Below are 16,656 nucleotides of genomic sequence, written 5' to 3' on the forward strand. Positions count from 1 at the left end.
ACTGATTCACCTGTACGGACGCCGGGCACGAACGTGCCGTTCCGGTCGGTCCGGAGCGGCACGTTAGCGGATGGAGGCGGGAAACGGTCAGCCGACCGAGCTGTCCACCAGTTCCTTCTCCTCGGTCTTCACCTCCGGCGCGGCGGCTTCACGGCGCGGCAGCAGGACGCCCACGAGGACCGTGCCGATGCCGAGGACCACCGCGCCGACCAGGCTGGTGTGGGCGACGGCGGAGGAGAAGGAGGAGCCGACCGCGTCGGCCATCTGCCCGGCGCCCGTGGCGAGTTCGGCGGCCTGCTGCTTGAGCTGTGCGGCCTGCTGGGGGTCCTTGGCGTGGGCCGCCTGCGCGGCCAGCGCGTGCGCCTTGTCGCCGATGCCCTGGGCGACGGCGTACCCGGCGCCGACGGAGTCCCGGGCGGTGTCCAGGGCGCTCGCCGGGAGCCTGCTGCCGGCGGTGGCGTCGCTCAGGTGGTTGCCGTACGACGTGGCGAGCAGCGAGCCGAGGATCGCGATGCCCAGGGAGCCGCCGAGCTCCAGCGAGGTGTCGTTGACCGCGCCGCCGACGCCCAGCTCGGACTCCGGGAAGGCGCCCATGATGGCGTCGGTGCAGGGCGAGAGCGCGAGGCCGATGGCGAGACCGAGGATGATCAGCGGGGCCAGGAAGTCGGTGTAGGTCGAGGCCCCGTCGACCCGGGTCAGCAGCGCCAGGGCCGTCGTACCGCCGATCATGCCCGCCGTGACGGTCCACTTCATGCCCACGCGCGGGGTGAGCCAGCCGGTCAGCGCCGAGCCGACGAAGACCGCGCCGGCCAGCGGGAGCATGCGTACGCCGGTCTCCAGGGCGTCGTAGCCGAGGACGAACTGCAGGTGCTGCGTGAGGTAGTAGAAGGCGCCGAAGACGGCCAGGAAGAACAGGGCGACGGCGAGGTTGGAGCCGGCGAAGCGGCGGGTGGTGAAGCGGCGCACGTCGAGGATGGGTCGGGGGTGGCGCAGCTCCCAGGCCACGAAGGCGACCAGGCCGATGCCCGCGACCACCGCCGCCGTGACGGCCTTGACGCCCCAGCCGAAGTGCGGGCCCTCGATGATCATGTAGACCAGCGAGCCGGTCCAGATCACCGACAGCAGTCCGCCGACGTAGTCGATGCGGTCGTGGTGACCGGCCTTGGAGGGCGGGACCAGGACGAAGGCGGCGACGCTCGCGACGGCCGCGATGGGCACGTTGATCAGGAAGGTCGAGGACCAGCCGTGGTCGCGCAGCAGAGCGCCGGCGACCACCGGGCCGGCGGCGATGGCGAGGCCGGCGGTGGCGGTCCACAGCGTGATCGCCTTGGCCCGCTCGGCGCGCGGGAAGGTCGCGGCGAGCAGGGAGAGCGTGGCGGGCATGATCAGCGCCGCGCCGACGCCCATCACGGCGCGGGCCGCGATGACGGTCGCCGCGCTGTCGGCGAGGTAGCCGAAGACGGCACCGCCGCCGAAGACGAGGAGGCCGAGGACGAGGGCGCCGCGCCGGCTGTACTTGTCGCCGATGGCGCCGAGCAGCAGCATCAGGGCGGCGTAGGGGACGGTGTAACCGTCGATCACCCACTGCAGGTCGGCACTGGAGAGCCCGAGGTCCTTCGTCATGTCGGGCGCGGCGACCGTGAGAGCGGTGTTCGCCATCACGATGATCAGCAGGCTCAGGCAGAGCACGAGCAGTGCCCACCAGCGCCGGGCGTAGGGGCGCTCCATCTTCTCGACCGGTTCGGTCATGACGAGTCGCATGGCAGGGGTCGCCTTCCTCGGTGCGCGACGGGACGGACGGAGTGGATTTGCATAGCACCGTGCAATTGCACAACACTGTGCAATGTACGTCATTGCACAGTGCTGTGCAAGTCGACCGGGGAGGGCACAATGTCGGCCATGACCACGGGTAACACCAGCCGCGCCGACGCCAACCGGCGCCGCATCCTCGACGTCGCCCTCGCCGAACTGCTGCGCGACCCCGACGCCTCCATGGACCAGATCGCGCGCGCCGCGGGGGTCGTACGGCGGACGGTGTACGGCCATTTCCCCAGCCGCGAGGCGCTGATCAGCACCCTCGTCGACGAGGCGGTGCAGGCGCTGACGGACGCGGACGCGGAGGTACGCGCCGGGGTGGCGGACCCGGTGGAGGCGGTGGCCCGCTCGGTGCTCGCGATCTGGGCGACCGCCGACCGCTACCGCCTGCTGATCGCGCTCGCCCAGCGCACGGTCACCGTCCAGGGCATCCGCGAACGCCTCGCCCCGCTGCGCGCCGCCAAGGTCCGGCTGCTCCAACAGGGCCTGGACGAGGGTGTGTTCAGCTCCCCGCTGCCGGCGCCGGCGCTGGCGTACGTGCACGAGCAGCTGCTGTTCGCGGTGATGGAGGCGGTGAACGACGGCCTCGTGACAGCACAGGAGGCGGGCCGCTCGGCCACGGTCACGGTCCTGACCGCGGCGGGCGTACCCGCCTCGACGGCCACCGCGCTGGTGGCCAGGGTGAGCGAGGAGAAACGCGAGAAGCCGGGCGGCTGAGGTACGGGGGAACCTCAACCGCCCGGCGGCGGTTCCGGATGCCCGGCCCGGGTTCAGGCGGGGCCGGACATCCGGAGTATTGGGTGCGCTTTTTCAGCGAGGCGGAGGGACTGCGCCCCGTAAGGGGCGCGGGGAACTGCGCGACAAGCCACATCAGACCCGCGCCCGCGCACCGGCAGATCCCCGCAGACGCCTAGGCCTTGGCCAGCTCTCCCTCCCGCGGCTCAGGAACATCGGCAACCGAGCCCCGGCCCTCGTCCATCAGCGTGGTCTCGTCGAACGGCAGCTCACCGGCCAGCACCTGCCGCACCCGGACCTTGTCGATCTCCTTGGTCCACGTACCGATCAGCACCGTGGCGACCGCGTTCCCCGCGAAGTTCGTCAGCGCCCGCGCCTCGCTCATGAACCGGTCGATGCCGACGATCAGCCCGACCCCGTCGACCAGCGCGGGCTTGTGCGACTGCAGACCGCCGGCCAGGGTGGCGAGCCCCGCGCCGCTGACACCCGCCGCGCCCTTGGACGCCAGCAGCAGGAAGAGCAGCAGCGGGATCTGCTCGCCGATGGACATCGGCGTACCCAGCGCGTCCGCGATGTACAGCGACGCCATGGTCATGTAGATCATCGTGCCGTCGAGGTTGAAGGAGTACCCGGTCGGCACGGTGATGCCGACGACCGGCCTGCTGACGCCCAGGTGCTCCATCTTCGCGATCAGCCGCGGCAGCGCGGACTCGGAGGAGGAGGTCGACAGGATCAGCAGGAACTCCCGCCCCAGGTACTTGAAGAGGGAGAAGACGTTCAGGCCCGCGACGACCCGGAGGATCAGGCCGAGCACCACGAAGACGAACAGCACACAGGTGATGTAGAACCCGAGCATCAGCACGGCGAGGCTCTTCAGCGCGTCGATGCCGGCCGAGCCGACCACCGCCGCGATGGCGCCGAACGCGCCGATCGGCGCGGCCCACATGACCATCGACAGGATGCTGAAGACGAGCCGCTGGATGTGCTCGATGCCGCGCAGCACCGGCTGCCCGGCCGAGCCCATGGCCTGCAGCGCGAACCCGGCGAGCAGGGCGACCAGCAGCGTCTGGAGGACCTGGCCCTCGGTGAAGGCGGAGACGAACGTGGTCGGGATGATCGACAGCACGAAGTCGACCGGCGGCAGGGCGTCGCTGGACACCTGGGCGTGGCCGGTCTGCTTGATCGCGTTGGTCAGGTGCAGCCCGTCACCGGGGTGCAGCACGTTGCCGACCACCAGCCCGATGGCCAGGGCGACCAGCGACATGACCAGGAAGTAGCCGAGGGCGATACCGCCGACGGCGCCGACCTTGGCGGCCTTGCGTACGGATCCGATCCCGAGCACGATCGTGCAGAAGATGATCGGCGAGATCATCATCTTGATCAGGTTCACGAATCCGGTGCCGAGCGGCTTCAGCTGGACCGCGGCGTCGGGCCAGATGAGGCCCACGGCGATGCCGAGCGCGACCGCCACGATGACGGCGATGTACAGGTAATGGGTCCGGTCCCGCTTCACGCGGGGTGCGGCAGGTGCCGTATCGGGGGTAGTGGCGGCCACGACTGCCCTCCTTGACGTCTTCGTCGGCGAACAACCGGCGTGCGGCTCACGTCCGGGCGTTGTTTGGGGAATGCCGTGACTATCTCCCGACCTGTGAGGGCGGTCACCCTTCCGTTCATTTAGTTCACGCTTAACCGGAGAGGCACACTGCTGACATGCGCCTCCCGTCCCTCCCCCGGCCCCGCAGCCTCGCCGGCCAGCTGTTCGCCATGCAGGCGGTGCTGATAGCGGTGGTCGTGGCCGGGTACGCGCTGTTCACCTACGTCAGCGACCGGCACCAGGCCGAGGACGCGGCGGTCCGCCAGGTCACCGCGGTGGCCCGCTCGATCGCGGACGCCCCCTCGGTGCGCTCGGCGATCCACACCTCCCGCCCCACGACGGCCCTGGAGCCGTACGCCCTGCAGGTCATGCGGGACGCGGACGTCGACTTCGTGACGATCATGAATCCGGAGGGCATCCGCTGGACCCACCCGGACCGCAACCAGATCGGCAAGCGCTTCCTCGGCCGTATCGGCCCCGCCGTGCACGGCCACACCTTCACCGAGACCTACACCGGCACCCTCGGCCCCTCCGTCCGCGCGGTGACCCCGGTCGAGGAGAACGGCCGCGTCATCGGCCTCGTCAGCGCCGGGATCAAGGTCGAGGCGATCAGCGCCCGGGTGCAGGACCAGGTCACCGCCCTGCTCGGCGTCGCCGGCGCCACCCTGCTGCTCGGCGCGGTCGGCACCTACGTGATCAACGCGCGCCTGCGCCGCCACACCCACGGCATGAACGCCACCGAGCTCAGCCGGATGCACGACTACCACCAGGCGGCGCTGCACGCGGTCCGCGAGGGCCTGCTGATGCTGGACGGGCAGTACAGGGTGGCCCTCATCAACGACGGCGGGCGGGAGCTGCTGGGCCTGGGTGCTCCGGACACGGAGCTGATCGGCCGCTCGGTGGCGGACCTGGGCCTGCCCGCCCCCCTGACCGGCGCGCTGCTGTCCTCGGAACCCCGGGTGGACGAGGTGCACCTGACGGCCGCCCGGGTGCTGGTGGTGAACACCTCCCCGGTGTCGGGCGGAGAGCGCCGGGGCACGGTGGTCACGCTGCGCGACGTGACGGAACTGCAGTCCCTGATGGGCGAGTTGGACTCCGAGCGCGGCTTCACCCAGGCGCTGCGCTCGCAGGCGCACGAGGCCGCCAACCGGCTGCACACGGTGGTGTCGCTGATCGAGCTGGGCCGGGCCGAGGAGGCGGTGGAGTTCGCCACGGCGGAACTGGAGCTGGCCCAGGCGCTGACCGACCAGGTGGTCGCGGCGGTCGGCGAACCCGTGCTCGCCGCCCTGCTGCTCGGCAAGACGGCCCAGGCCAACGAGCGGGGCGTGGAGCTGGTGGTCTCCCCGGACAGCCGGCTGGACGACGGCCTGCTGCCGGACGACCTGCCCGCGCGGGACCTCGTCACCATCCTCGGCAACCTGATCGACAACGCGGTGGACGCGGCGCAGGGCAGCGTACGGGCGAGGGTGACGGTGACCGCGTACGCCTCGGACACCGAGGTGGTCCTGCGAGTGTCGGACACGGGTCCGGGGGTCGACCCGGCCCATGCCGACCTGGTATTCCAGCGGGGGTTCTCGACGAAGCCGGCCGGTCCGGGCGGTCGGGGTCTCGGGCTGGCCCTGGTCCGGCAGGCGGTGAGCCGCCACGAGGGCACGTTGACGGTGGCGGAGTCCGACGAGGATGGCGAGGGCGGAGCGGTGTTCGAGGTGCGGTTGCCGCTGCGTACACCCACGGGTGGCGGCAGATGACGAACGAGCAGCAGCCCATCCGCGTCCTGGTGGTGGAGGACGACCCGGTGGCCGCCGACGCGCATGTCATGTACGTCGGCCGGGTGCCGGGGTTCGTCGCGGTCGGCAAGGCGCACACGGGCGCGGAGGCCCGGCGCTTCCTGGACCGTACCCCCGTCGACCTCCTGCTCCTCGACCTGCACCTGCCGGATGTGCACGGGCTGCAGCTGGCCCGTTCCCTGCGCGCGGCCGGGCACCACGCGGACGTCATAGCGGTGACGTCGGCCCGGGACCTGGCGGTGGTCCGCGAGGGCGTCTCCCTGGGCGTCGTCCAGTACGTGCTGAAGCCCTTCACCTTCGCCACGCTGAGGGACCGGCTGGTCCGGTACGCCGAGTTCCGTGCGGCCGTGGGCGAGGCGAGCGGCCAGGACGAGGTCGACCGGGCACTGGCGGCCCTGCGCGCGCCGTCGCCCGCAGCGCTGCCCAAGGGGCTGAGCGGGCCGACGCTGGAGCGGGTGACGGGGGCCCTGCGGGAGGCTTCCGAGGGGCTCACCGCGGCCGCGCTGGCCGAGACGGTGGGGATCTCCCGGATCACGGCCCGACGGTATCTGGAGCACCTGGTGGCGGCGGGCCGGGCGGGCCGGAGTCCGCTGTACGGGCAGGTGGGCAGGCCGGAGCTGGTGTACCGGTGGGTGGTGCAGGGGCGGTGACGCACCAATCCCGCGCACACTCATTGACCTGACTAGACCACTCCTCTTACCTTCACACGGCAACCACCCAAGGCCACCCCCACGTGCGCCCAGGAGGTCATGCCCGTGCGCCCCACCGCCGCCCTCTCCGCGCTCCTCACCGCCGTCCTCGCCGCCACGGCTCTCACCGGCTGCGGCAGCGGTTCCGGAAGCAGTCCGAACACGGTCAAGGTGTCCTACAAGCAGTCGATGGACAACTCGGTCAAGGTGATGGACACCTATCTGGCCGGGATCAAGAAGGAGTTCGAGAAGAAGTACCCGGGGAAGAAGGTCGAGTTCGTCCCCATCAAGGCCCCGGACTCCGAGTACTACACCAAGCTGCAGCAGATGCTGCGGTCGCCGAGGACCGCCCCTGACCTCGTCTACGAGGACACCTTCCTCATCAACTCCGACATCACCAGCGGGTACTTGAGGCCTCTCGATCCCTACCTCGCCAAGTGGCCGGACTGGGGGCAGTTCATCGACACCGCCAAGGCCGCTGCCCAGGGGCAGGACGGGAAGACGTACGGCGTTCCGGACGGGACCGACACCCGGGGGTTGTGGTTCGACAAGCGGATCTTCAGGCAGGCCGGGCTGCCGCTCGACTGGCAGCCGAAGACCTGGGACGACGTCCTCGCCGCCGCGCGCACCATCAAGCAGAAGGTCCCCGGCGTCACCCCGCTCAACGTCTACACCGGCAAACCGGCGGGTGAGCGCTCCACCATGCAGACCATGGAGATGCTGCTCTACGGGACCGGGGACGGAAAGTCCGATCCCCTGTACGACGGCGGCAGCAAGAAGTGGATCACCGGGAGCCAGGGGTTCACGGACTCGCTGAAGTTCGTCGAGACCGTCTACAAGGACAGACTCGGGCCCGACGTCTCCGACGCCCTCGATCCCAACTACACCACCACCGTCATGGGCGAACTGCTCCCCCAGGGCAAGCTCGGCATCGACCTCGACGGCTCCTGGCTGCCGCAGACCTGGCTGCCGGGCAGCGGGCGTGAATGGCCGGACTGGTCCAGGCAGCTCGGCCTCGCCCCCATGCCCACGCAGCACGGTCAGGCGCCCGGCAAGGTGAGCATGTCCGGCGGCTGGACCTGGGCGATCCCGGCCAAGGCCGGCCACCCCGGCCTCGCCTTCGACTTCATCAGGACGATGCAGACCGAGGCGAACGCCAAGAAGTGGTACATCGCCAACTCGGGGATCTCCGTGCGCAAGGACGTCGCCGCGGATCCCTCGTACGCCACCGCCCAGCCCGGCATCAGGTTCTTCACCGATCTCGTGTCCGCCACGCACTACCGGCCCGCCTATCCGGCGTATCCGAAGGTGTCGACGGCGATCCAGGAGGCGATGGAGAGTGTGACCACCGGTGACGCGTCCGCGCAGCAGGCGGCGCGTACGTACGACGCGACGCTCAAGGACGTCACCGGCGGCCAAGTGGTCCAGAGGTGAGGCGGTACCGCCGGGTCACCCGGGCGCTCCCCCTCGCCCCCGCCGTCGTCCTCATCCTGCTCTTCCTGGCCGGGCCCATCGCCTACTGCGTCTACCTCGCCTTCACCGACCTGCAGTTGACGGGGCAGGCGCACGCCTCCTTCGTCGGGTTCGACAACTTTCGCCGGGCTTTCCAGGACGGCGAGTTCCTGAACGCCGTATGGCTGACCCTCGTCTTCACCGTGCTGTCCTCGCTCGTCGGGCAGAACACCCTGGGGCTGGCCCTCGCGGCGCTGATGAAGCGGGCCTCGAAGCCGGTGCGGACCCTCACCGGCGGGGTGGTCGTGACCGCCTGGGTGCTGCCGGAAGTCGTCGCCGGGTTCCTGCTGTACGCCTTCTTCCGGCGGGAGGGCACCTTGAACGCCATCCTGGACTGGCTGCATCTGCCGCGCCAGAACTGGCTGTTCACGCTGCCGATCCTCGCCGTGTCCTTCGCCAACGTCTGGCGCGGTACGGCGTTCTCGATGCTCGTCTACTCCGCCGCGCTGGACGAGATACCCGCCGAGATCACGGAGGCCGCCGAGGTCGACGGGGCCGGCGGATGGCGGCGGATCTGGCACATCACGCTGCCGATGATCCGGCGGTCCATCGCCACCAACCTCATGCTCAACACCCTCCAGACGCTGTCCGTCTTCGGGCTGATCTGGGTGATGACCCGGGGCGGGCCGGGAAACAGGAGCCAGACCCTGCCCCTGTTCATGTACGAACAGGCCTTCCAGAACAGCATGATCGGGTACGGCACCGCGGTGGCCCTGCTCCTGCTGCTGGTCGGATCCCTGTTCTCGGTCGTCTATCTGCGGCTGTTGCGGACGGAGGTGTGACACACAGGATGCCTCGCAAGCGTGTCTCCCGGCGGCTCGCCGCCGACGTCGCCCTGTTGCTGGTGGCCGTCGCCTTCGCGCTGCCCCTCGCCTGGGTCGTGCTGTCCTCCGTGGATCCGCACGCGAGTCTGCGGGTCCGGGTCCCGGACGGGCTGACGACGGCCAACTTCCGTGCCGTGCTCACCCCGGACATCACCTACACCCCGCTGCTCAACAGCCTGGTCCTGTGCGGCGGCGGTACCGCGCTGACCGTCGTCTGCGCCGCCCTCGCCGCGTATCCGCTCTCCCGGTTCCGCTCCCGGCTGGGCCGGCCGTTCCTGCTGTCGGTCCTGTTCGCGACGAGCCTGCCGATCACCGCGATCATGGTGCCGGTGTACGCGCTGTTCGTGCGGGTGAACCTGATCGACACCCTGCAGGGCACGATCCTGTTCTTCGCCGCCTCCCAACTCCCCTTCGCCGTCTGGCTCATGAAGAACTTCATGGACGGGGTGCCGAAGGAGCTGGAGGAGGCGGCGTGGACCGACGGGGCGTCCTCGCTGCAGTCCCTGGTCCGGATCGTGCTGCCGCTGATGGGACCGGGGCTCGCCGTCGTCACGGTGTTCTCGTTCGTGATGATGTGGGGGAACTTCTTCGTCCCGTTCATGCTGCTGCTCACCCCGGACCAGATGCCGGCCTCGGTCAGCATCAACGACTTCTTCGGCAACCGGGGCATGGTGGCGTACGGCCAGCTCGCCGCGTTCTCCGTCATCTACTCGACGCCGGTGATCCTCCTGTATGTCCTGGTCGCACGGCGACTGGGCGGCGGTTTCGCACTCGGCGGGGCGGTCAAGGGATGAGCCGTAAGGGTGGTCCGTCCGTTACATACCGAACGGCCGGAACTGTGCGTTCCGACAATCCGTGATCCTGTCCGAACGGACCGTAGCCATCCCGTCACCGCGCCCCTAGGTTGTGCGAGGTGCGCCAACCCTCAGCTCCCCCCTTCAACGCCCCGGCGGCCCGCCGGCTGCGTGCCGCGCTCGGCATGGGCCCCGAGCACGTCGCGTACGGCATGCGGGCCTCGTACGGGCTGCCGTACGTCACACCCGATCTGGTGATCGCCTGGGAACGCGGCTCCGCCGCCCCCAGCCACCCCGAGCTCACCGCGCTGGCCGGCGTGCTGTGGTGTTCCCCGGGCGAACTCCTCGGCCGGCCGCAGACCCTGCGCGAGCACCGCATCGCCCGTGCCGTCGCACCCGAGGACGTCGCCCGCGCCGTCGACATGGACCTGCGCACGTATCTGCGCATGGAGGACACCGGGCAGTGGCGGGGCAACGAGCGCCAGTCGGCCGCGCTCGCCCGGGTACTGGACCTCGCCCTGCCCGACTTCGTCGCCGTCACCGGCCGCGAGGCGAAGCTCGCCGACCTGCTGCACAGCGCGGTGACCACCCGCTGGCAGGCCTATGTGCGACCGGTGCGCAAGCTGGTGCCCCTGGACGCGGGCGTCCTCGAGGGCGTGCTGGAGCAGCTCTACGAGGACTACCAGGGCCACATGGCCGCCACCCTCAGCTGGGGTGGCGGCAGCAGGAGCGCCAGCGAGTCCGGGCGGGAGTTCCTCGACCGGATCGTGCAGAACTTCTGGAACGGCGTGGAGGACAGGACGGTCTAGAAGACCGACTCGGCCTCGTCCATGCGGTCCTTCGGCACCGTCTTCAGCTCGGTGACCGCCTCGGCGAGCGGGACCATCACGATGTCGGTGCCGCGCAGCGCGGTCATCCTGCCGAACTCGCCGCGGTGCGCGGCCTCGACGGCATGCCAGCCGAAGCGGGTGGCGAGGACCCGGTCGTAGGCCGTGGGCACGCCGCCGCGCTGCACATGGCCGAGGATGACCGGCTTGGCCTCCTTGCCGAGGCGCCGCTCCAGTTCGTACGCCAGCGCCGTGCCGATGCCCTGGAAGCGCTCGTGGCCGTACTGGTCGATCTCGCCCTTGCCGTAGTCCATGGTGCCCTCGGCCGGGTGGGCGCCTTCGGCGACGCAGATGACCGCGAACTTCTTGCCGCGGGAGAAGCGCTCCTCGACCATCTTGACCAGGTGGGCGGGGTCGAAGGGCCGCTCGGGCAGGCAGATGCCGTGGGCGCCGGCGGCCATGCCGGACTCCAGGGCGATCCAGCCGGCGTGCCGGCCCATGACCTCGACGACCATCACCCGCTGGTGGGACTCGGCCGTGGTCTTCAGGCGGTCCATCGCCTCGGTGGCGACGCCGACGGCGGTGTCGAAGCCGAAGGTGCGGTCGGTGGAGGAGATGTCGTTGTCGATGGTCTTGGGCACGCCGACGACCGGGAGCCCTGCGTCGGAGAGCATGCGGGCCGCGGTCAGGGTGCCCTCGCCGCCGATCGGGATCAGCGCGTCGATGCCGAACTCCTCGACCATGTCGGCGGCGCCCTCGCAGGCCTCGCGCAGCCGGTCGCGCTCGAGGCGGGAGGAGCCGAGGATGGTGCCGCCGCGGGCCAGGATGCCGCTGACCGCGTCCAGGTCGAGGGTGCGGTAGTGCCGGTCGAGCAGACCCCGGTAGCCGTCCTCGAAGCCGATGACCTCGTCGCCGTACTGCGCCACCGCCCGGTGCACGACCGACCGGATCACGGCGTTCAGGCCGGGGCAGTCGCCGCCTGCGGTGAGAACTCCGATGCGCATCGTGCTGTGTCTCCTGCTCGCTGTCGTTACCGGTGAGCCAGTCTCGATTGTTCCACGTTCGCCGGGGCACTGAGCCACTTGACGGGCGCCTTATCCGGAGCCAGGGGTATTGTCAAGAGGGTTCCGCTCACCTCGGTGGGCGATTTTTGCGACCGTAGACATGACCATCGGATGATCGAGACGAATCGGAGTGCACACGTGACGCGCAGCGTGTACGTGACCGGGATCGACCGCGGTGACGGCCGCCAGGTCGTGGAGCTCGGAGTCATGGAGCTCCTGACCAGGCAGGTCGACCGGGTGGGCGTGTTCCGTCCGCTCGTGCACGACGGCCCGGACCGGCTGTTCGAGCTGCTGCGCGCCCGGTACCGCCTCTCGCAGGATCCGGCGACGGTCTACGGCATGGACTACCACGAGGCGTCCGCGCTCCAGGCCGAGCAGGGTACCGACGAGCTGGTCTCCGCGCTGGTCGACCGCTTCCACCTGGTGGCGCGAGACTACGACGTGGTCCTCGTCCTCGGCACCGACTTCGCCGACACCCAGCTGCCCGACGAGCTGTCCCTGAACGCACGCCTCGCCAACGAGTTCGGCGCCTCCGTGATCCCGGTGGTCGGCGGCCGCAGGCAGACCACCGAGTCCGTGCTCGCCGAGACCCGCAACGCCTACCGGGCGTACGACGGCCTCGGCTGCGACGTGCTGGCCATGGTCACCAACCGGGTGGCCGCCGAGGACCGCGACGAGATCGCCGGGCGGCTCGCGGACCGGCTGCCCGTGCCCTGTTACGTCGTGCCCGACGAGCCGGCGCTGTCCGCGCCGACCGTCTCCCAGATCGCCCAGGCCCTCGACGCCAGGGTGCTGCTCGGCGACGACTCCGGACTGGCCCGGGACGCCCTCGGCTTCGTCTTCGGCGGCGCGATGCTGCCCAACCTGCTCGGCGCCCTGACCCCCGGCTGCCTGGTCGTGACCCCGGGCGACCGGGCCGACCTGGTCGTCGGCTCGCTGGCCGCGCACAGCGCCGGCACCCCGCCGATAGCCGGCGTGCTGCTCACCCTGAACGAGGTGCCGAGCGAGGAGATCCTCACCCTCGCCGCCCGCCTCGCCCCCGGCACCCCGGTGCTCTCCGTGACCGGCAACAGCTTCCCCACCGCCGAGCAGCTGTTCTCCCTGGAGGGCAAGCTGAACGCGGCCACCCCGCGCAAGGCGGAGCGGGCGCTCGGCCTGTTCGAGCGGTACGCCGACACCGCCGACCTGGCCCGCCGGGTCTCCGCGCCGAGCAGCGACCGGGTCACCCCGATGATGTTCGAGCACAAGCTGCTGGAGCAGGCCCGCTCGGACAAGCGCCGGGTCGTGCTGCCGGAGGGCACCGAGGAGCGGGTGCTGCACGCGGCCGAGGTGCTGCTGCGCCGCGGAGTGTGTGACCTGACCCTGCTCGGGCCGGAGGACCAGATCCGCAAGAAGGTCGCCGACCTCGGTATCGACCTCGGCGACACGCAGCTGATCGACCCGGCCACCTCGGAACTGCGCGACGCGTTCGCCGAGAAGTACGCCGCACTGCGCGCCCACAAGGGCGTCACGGCCGAGCTGGCCTACGACGTCGTCTCGGACGTCAACTACTTCGGCACCCTGATGGTCCAGGAGGGCCTGGCCGACGGCATGGTGTCCGGGTCCGTGCACTCCACGGCGGCCACCATCCGGCCCGCCTTCGAGATCATCAAGACCAAGCCCGAGTCGTCGATCGTCTCGTCCGTCTTCTTCATGTGCCTGGCCGACAAGGTGCTGGTCTACGGCGACTGCGCGGTCAACCCGGACCCGAACGCGCAGGCGCTCGCGGACATCGCCATCCAGTCGGCGACCACGGCCGCGCAGTTCGGCGTGGAGCCGAGGATCGCGATGCTGTCGTACTCCACCGGCACCTCCGGATCGGGCGCCGACGTGGACAAGGTGCGCGAGGCCACCGAGCTGGCCCGCTCGCGCCGGCCCGACCTGAAGATCGAGGGCCCGATCCAGTACGACGCGGCGGTGGAGCCGTCCGTCGCCGCGACCAAGCTGCCGGACTCCGATGTGGCCGGGCAGGCGACGGTTCTGATCTTCCCGGACCTCAATACGGGCAACAACACCTACAAGGCCGTACAGCGCTCGGCCGGCGCGATCGCCGTCGGACCGGTCCTGCAGGGACTGCGCAAGCCGGTCAACGACCTGTCCCGGGGCGCGCTCGTCCAGGACATCGTGAACACCGTCGCCATCACGGCGATCCAGGCCCAGACGCCCGCCAACTGACCACAGAGAGCATGACCATCACCGTGACCGCGACCCGTGTCCTCGTCCTCAACTCCGGCTCCTCGTCGGTGAAGTACCAGCTGCTCGACATGCGCGACGAAAGCCGGCTGGCCGTCGGCCTGGTGGAGCGCATCGGCGAGCAGACCTCCCGGCTCAAGCACACCTGCCTCACCTCCGGCGACACCCGGGAGTACACCGGTCCGATGGCCGACCACGACGCCGCGCTGAAGGCGGTCGCCGAGGAGCTGAGCCGGGACGGCCTGGGCCTGGACTCGCCGGAACTGGCCGCGATCGGGCACCGGGTGGTGCACGGCGGGATGTTCTTCACCGAGCCCACCGTCATCGACGACGCGGTGCTCACCGAGATCGAGCGGCTGATCCCGGTCGCCCCGCTGCACAACCCGGCCAACCTGACCGGCATCCGCACGGCCCAGGCGCTGCGCCCCGACCTGCCCCAGGTCGCCGTCTTCGACACCGCCTTCCACACGACGATGCCGGAGCCGGCGGCGCGCTACGCGATCGACCCGAAGATCGCCGACCGGCACCGCATCCGCCGCTACGGCTTCCACGGCACCTCGCACGCGTACGTCTCGCGGGAGACCGCGCGGCTGCTGGGCAGGGACCCGTCCGAGGTCAACGTGATCGTGCTGCACCTGGGCAACGGCGCGTCGGCGTCCGCGGTGGAGAAGGGCCGCTGCGTGGACACCTCCATGGGGCTCACGCCTTTGGAGGGGCTGGTGATGGGTACGCGCTCCGGTGATGTGGATCCGGCCGTCATCTTCCATTTGGCCCGGGTTGGGGATATGTCCATGGACGAGATCGACACTCTTCTCAACAAGAGGAGCGGTCTGTTCGGTCTGTGCGGGGACAACGACATGCGGGAGATCCGCCGCCGGATCGACGAGGGTGACGAAGAGGCCGCTCTCGCGTTCGACATTTACATTCACCGGCTCAAGAAGTACATCGGCGCCTATTACGCCGTGCTCGGGAAGGTCGACGCGGTCGCGTTCACGGCCGGGGTCGGCGAGAACGCGGCGCCCGTGCGGGAGGCGGCGATCGTGGGCCTGGAGAGCCTTGGCCTGGCGGTCGACCCGGAGCTGAACGCGGTGCGAGCGGACGGGGCCAGGCTGATCTCGCCGAAGGATGCGCGTGTCGCCGTCGCCGTGGTGCCGACGGATGAAGAACTGGAGATCGCGACGCAGACCTACGCACTGGTCGGAAAGAACAACTGAATAGCAGCACCTGAGCGGTGCGGCACTCATTTGTATCTTCCGCCAGACGGAATATTCCGTAGCGAAACAAACCGATAGGATCGCCCCATGCGCCGTTCGAAAATCGTCTGTACTCTCGGCCCCGCGGTCGACTCCCACGAGATGCTCGTCGCCATGATCGAGGCGGGCATGAATGTGGCCCGGTTCAACTTCAGCCACGGCTCCCACGCCGAGCACCAGGCGCGGTACGACCGCGTCCGGGCCGCGTCCAAGGAGACCGGCCGGCCCATCGGCGTCCTCGCCGACCTGCAGGGCCCGAAGATCCGCCTGGAGACCTTCGCCGAGGGCCCGGTCGAGCTCGAGCGGGGTGACGAGTTCGTCATCACCACCGAGGACGTGCCCGGCGACAAGAGCATCTGCGGTACGACGTACAAGGGGCTGCCGGGCGACGTCTCGCGCGGCGACCAGGTCCTGATCAACGACGGCAACGTCGAGCTGAAGGTCCTGGACGTCGAGGGCCCCCGCGTGAAGACGATCGTCATCGAGGGCGGTGTCGTCTCCGACCACAAGGGCATCAACCTGCCCGGCGCGGCCGTCAACGTGCCCGCGCTGAGCGAGAAGGACATCGAGGACCTCCGCTTCGCCCTCCGCATGGGCTGCGACCTGGTCGCGCTGTCCTTCGTCCGGGACGCCAAGGACATCCAGGACGTGCACCGCGTCATGGACGAGGAGGGCCGCCGGGTCCCCGTCATCGCCAAGGTGGAGAAGCCGCAGGCGGTGGAGAACATGGAGGACGTCGTGATGGCGTTCGACGGCGTCATGGTCGCCCGCGGTGACCTCGCCGTCGAGTACCCGCTCGAGAAGGTCCCCATGGTGCAGAAGCGCCTGATCGAGCTGTGCCGGCGCAACGCCAAGCCGGTGATCGTGGCGACCCAGATGATGGAGTCGATGATCACCAACTCCCGCCCGACCCGCGCCGAGGCCTCCGACGTGGCCAACGCGATCCTGGACGGCGCGGACGCGGTCATGCTGTCGGCCGAGTCCAGCGTGGGCGCGTACCCGGTCGAGACGGTCAAGACCATGTCGAAGATCGTCCAGGCGGCCGAGCAGGAGCTGCTCTCCAAGGGCCTGCAGCCGCTGGTGCCGGGCAAGAAGCCGCGCACTCAGGGCGGTTCGGTGGCCCGCGCGGCCTGCGAGATCGCCGACTTCCTCGGCGGCCGGGGCCTGATCGCCTTCACCCAGTCCGGTGACACCGCGCGCCGTCTGTCCCGCTACCGCGCGGTCCAGCCGATCATCGCCTTCACCACGGACGAGAACACCCGCAACCAGCTCACCCTCAGCTGGGGCGTGGAGCCGCACGTCGTGCCGTTCGTGAACACCACGGACGAGATGGTCGACCTGGTGGACCAGGAGGTCGCCCGGCTCGGCCGCTTCGACGCCGGCGACACGGTCATCATCACCGCCGGCTCGCCCCCCGGCGTCGCCGGCACCACCAACATGCTCCGCGTGCACCACCTGAGCACGCAGAACAACTGACAGGCCCCACAAGGGCGTTGTACGGCGCTGAGGGCGCACCCTGGAGCAGGGGGC

Annotated in this window: 13 protein-coding genes; 10 read left to right on the forward strand and 3 right to left on the reverse strand. The window is 70.1% G+C overall.

Annotated features, from left to right (window positions below; all coding sequences use genetic code 11):
- Window positions 1–87: 87 nt before the first annotated feature.
- The gene (locus FB563_RS07080; protein ID WP_055704804.1) at window positions 88–1,761 is read right to left on the reverse strand and encodes an MFS transporter; all 1,674 of its coding nucleotides are present in this window, start codon (window positions 1,759–1,761) and stop codon (window positions 88–90) included.
- Window positions 1,762–1,890: 129 nt separating this feature from the next.
- Between FB563_RS07080 and FB563_RS07085 the strand changes: the two genes are divergently transcribed.
- On the forward strand, window positions 1,891–2,532 hold the full coding sequence (locus tag FB563_RS07085; RefSeq protein ID WP_055704805.1) for a TetR/AcrR family transcriptional regulator: 642 nt from the start codon (window positions 1,891–1,893) through the stop codon (window positions 2,530–2,532).
- A gap of 193 nt (window positions 2,533–2,725) precedes the next feature.
- Here the strand turns inward: FB563_RS07085 and FB563_RS07090 are convergent, their stop codons facing one another.
- The gene (locus FB563_RS07090; RefSeq protein ID WP_055704806.1) at window positions 2,726–4,105 is read right to left on the reverse strand and encodes a cation:dicarboxylate symporter family transporter; all 1,380 of its coding nucleotides are present in this window, start codon (window positions 4,103–4,105) and stop codon (window positions 2,726–2,728) included.
- Window positions 4,106–4,260: 155 nt separating this feature from the next.
- On the opposite strand from FB563_RS07090, the gene FB563_RS07095 reads away from it, so the two are divergent.
- The 6 genes from FB563_RS07095 to FB563_RS07120 all read left to right on the forward strand — a co-directional run bounded on the left by FB563_RS07095 (window position 4,261) and on the right by FB563_RS07120 (window position 10,559).
- On the forward strand, window positions 4,261–5,892 hold the full coding sequence (locus tag FB563_RS07095; protein WP_055704807.1) for an ATP-binding protein: 1,632 nt from the start codon (window positions 4,261–4,263) through the stop codon (window positions 5,890–5,892).
- Entirely contained in the window at window positions 5,889–6,581 is a 693-nt protein-coding gene (locus FB563_RS07100; RefSeq protein ID WP_055704808.1) for a response regulator, read from the forward strand. Before FB563_RS07095 ends, FB563_RS07100 begins: the two co-directional genes overlap by 4 nt.
- Window positions 6,582–6,680: 99 nt before the next feature.
- Window positions 6,681–8,054, forward strand: coding sequence for an extracellular solute-binding protein (locus FB563_RS07105; RefSeq protein WP_107100539.1), 1,374 nt, complete (start codon window positions 6,681–6,683; stop codon window positions 8,052–8,054).
- Window positions 8,051–8,914 carry a carbohydrate ABC transporter permease gene (locus FB563_RS07110; protein WP_055704809.1) on the forward strand — a complete coding sequence of 288 codons (864 nt, stop codon included), beginning with the start codon at window positions 8,051–8,053 and terminating at the stop codon, window positions 8,912–8,914. The genes FB563_RS07105 and FB563_RS07110 overlap by 4 nt, the downstream gene beginning before the upstream one ends.
- Window positions 8,915–8,922: 8 nt before the next feature.
- Window positions 8,923–9,750, forward strand: a complete 828-nt coding sequence (locus tag FB563_RS07115; RefSeq protein ID WP_055704810.1) for a carbohydrate ABC transporter permease — start codon at window positions 8,923–8,925, stop codon at window positions 9,748–9,750.
- Window positions 9,751–9,869: 119 nt separating this feature from the next.
- Window positions 9,870–10,559: a transcriptional regulator gene (locus tag FB563_RS07120; RefSeq protein WP_055704811.1), complete on the forward strand. Its 690-nt coding sequence runs from the start codon at window positions 9,870–9,872 to the stop codon at window positions 10,557–10,559.
- Here the strand turns inward: FB563_RS07120 and FB563_RS07125 are convergent.
- Window positions 10,556–11,581 (reverse strand): ATP-dependent 6-phosphofructokinase, encoded by a 1,026-nt coding sequence (locus tag FB563_RS07125; RefSeq protein WP_055704812.1) that lies wholly within the window; start codon window positions 11,579–11,581, stop codon window positions 10,556–10,558. The two genes, FB563_RS07120 and FB563_RS07125, sit on opposite strands and share 4 nt — an antisense overlap.
- Before the next feature lie 198 nt (window positions 11,582–11,779).
- Here FB563_RS07125 and pta point away from each other — a divergent pair, with 198 nt between their 5' ends.
- The 3 genes from pta (at window position 11,780) to pyk (ending at window position 16,602) form a co-directional block, all read left to right on the forward strand.
- Complete coding sequence (pta, locus tag FB563_RS07130; protein ID WP_055704840.1) at window positions 11,780–13,855, forward strand: phosphate acetyltransferase; 2,076 nt, start codon at window positions 11,780–11,782, stop codon at window positions 13,853–13,855.
- 23 nt (window positions 13,856–13,878) lie between these two features.
- Window positions 13,879–15,087, forward strand: a complete 1,209-nt coding sequence (locus FB563_RS07135) for an acetate kinase (RefSeq protein WP_055704841.1) — start codon at window positions 13,879–13,881, stop codon at window positions 15,085–15,087.
- 87 nt (window positions 15,088–15,174) lie between these two features.
- Entirely contained in the window at window positions 15,175–16,602 is a 1,428-nt protein-coding gene (gene pyk / locus FB563_RS07140) for a pyruvate kinase (protein WP_055704813.1), read from the forward strand.
- The last annotated feature ends 54 nt before the right edge of the window (window positions 16,603–16,656 follow it).

The organism is Streptomyces puniciscabiei, assembly GCF_006715785.1.
Taxonomy (GTDB): domain Bacteria; phylum Actinomycetota; class Actinomycetes; order Streptomycetales; family Streptomycetaceae; genus Streptomyces; species Streptomyces puniciscabiei.

What these genes read in the sequence shown, in the direction of transcription:
- FB563_RS07125 (WP_055704812.1), bottom strand. Translation starts at nt 11,581, where the DNA reads ATGCGCATCGGAGTTCTCACCGCAGGCGGCGACTGCCCCGGCCTGAAC.
- FB563_RS07115 (WP_055704810.1), top strand. Translation starts at nt 8,923, where the DNA reads ATGCCTCGCAAGCGTGTCTCCCGGCGGCTCGCCGCCGACGTCGCCCTG.
- FB563_RS07100 (WP_055704808.1), top strand. Translation starts at nt 5,889, where the DNA reads ATGACGAACGAGCAGCAGCCCATCCGCGTCCTGGTGGTGGAGGACGAC.
- FB563_RS07080 (WP_055704804.1), bottom strand. Translation starts at nt 1,761, where the DNA reads ATGCGACTCGTCATGACCGAACCGGTCGAGAAGATGGAGCGCCCCTAC.
- FB563_RS07085 (WP_055704805.1), top strand. Translation starts at nt 1,891, where the DNA reads ATGTCGGCCATGACCACGGGTAACACCAGCCGCGCCGACGCCAACCGG.
- FB563_RS07105 (WP_107100539.1), top strand. Translation starts at nt 6,681, where the DNA reads ATGCCCGTGCGCCCCACCGCCGCCCTCTCCGCGCTCCTCACCGCCGTC.
- pyk (WP_055704813.1), top strand. Translation starts at nt 15,175, where the DNA reads ATGCGCCGTTCGAAAATCGTCTGTACTCTCGGCCCCGCGGTCGACTCC.
- FB563_RS07095 (WP_055704807.1), top strand. Translation starts at nt 4,261, where the DNA reads ATGCGCCTCCCGTCCCTCCCCCGGCCCCGCAGCCTCGCCGGCCAGCTG.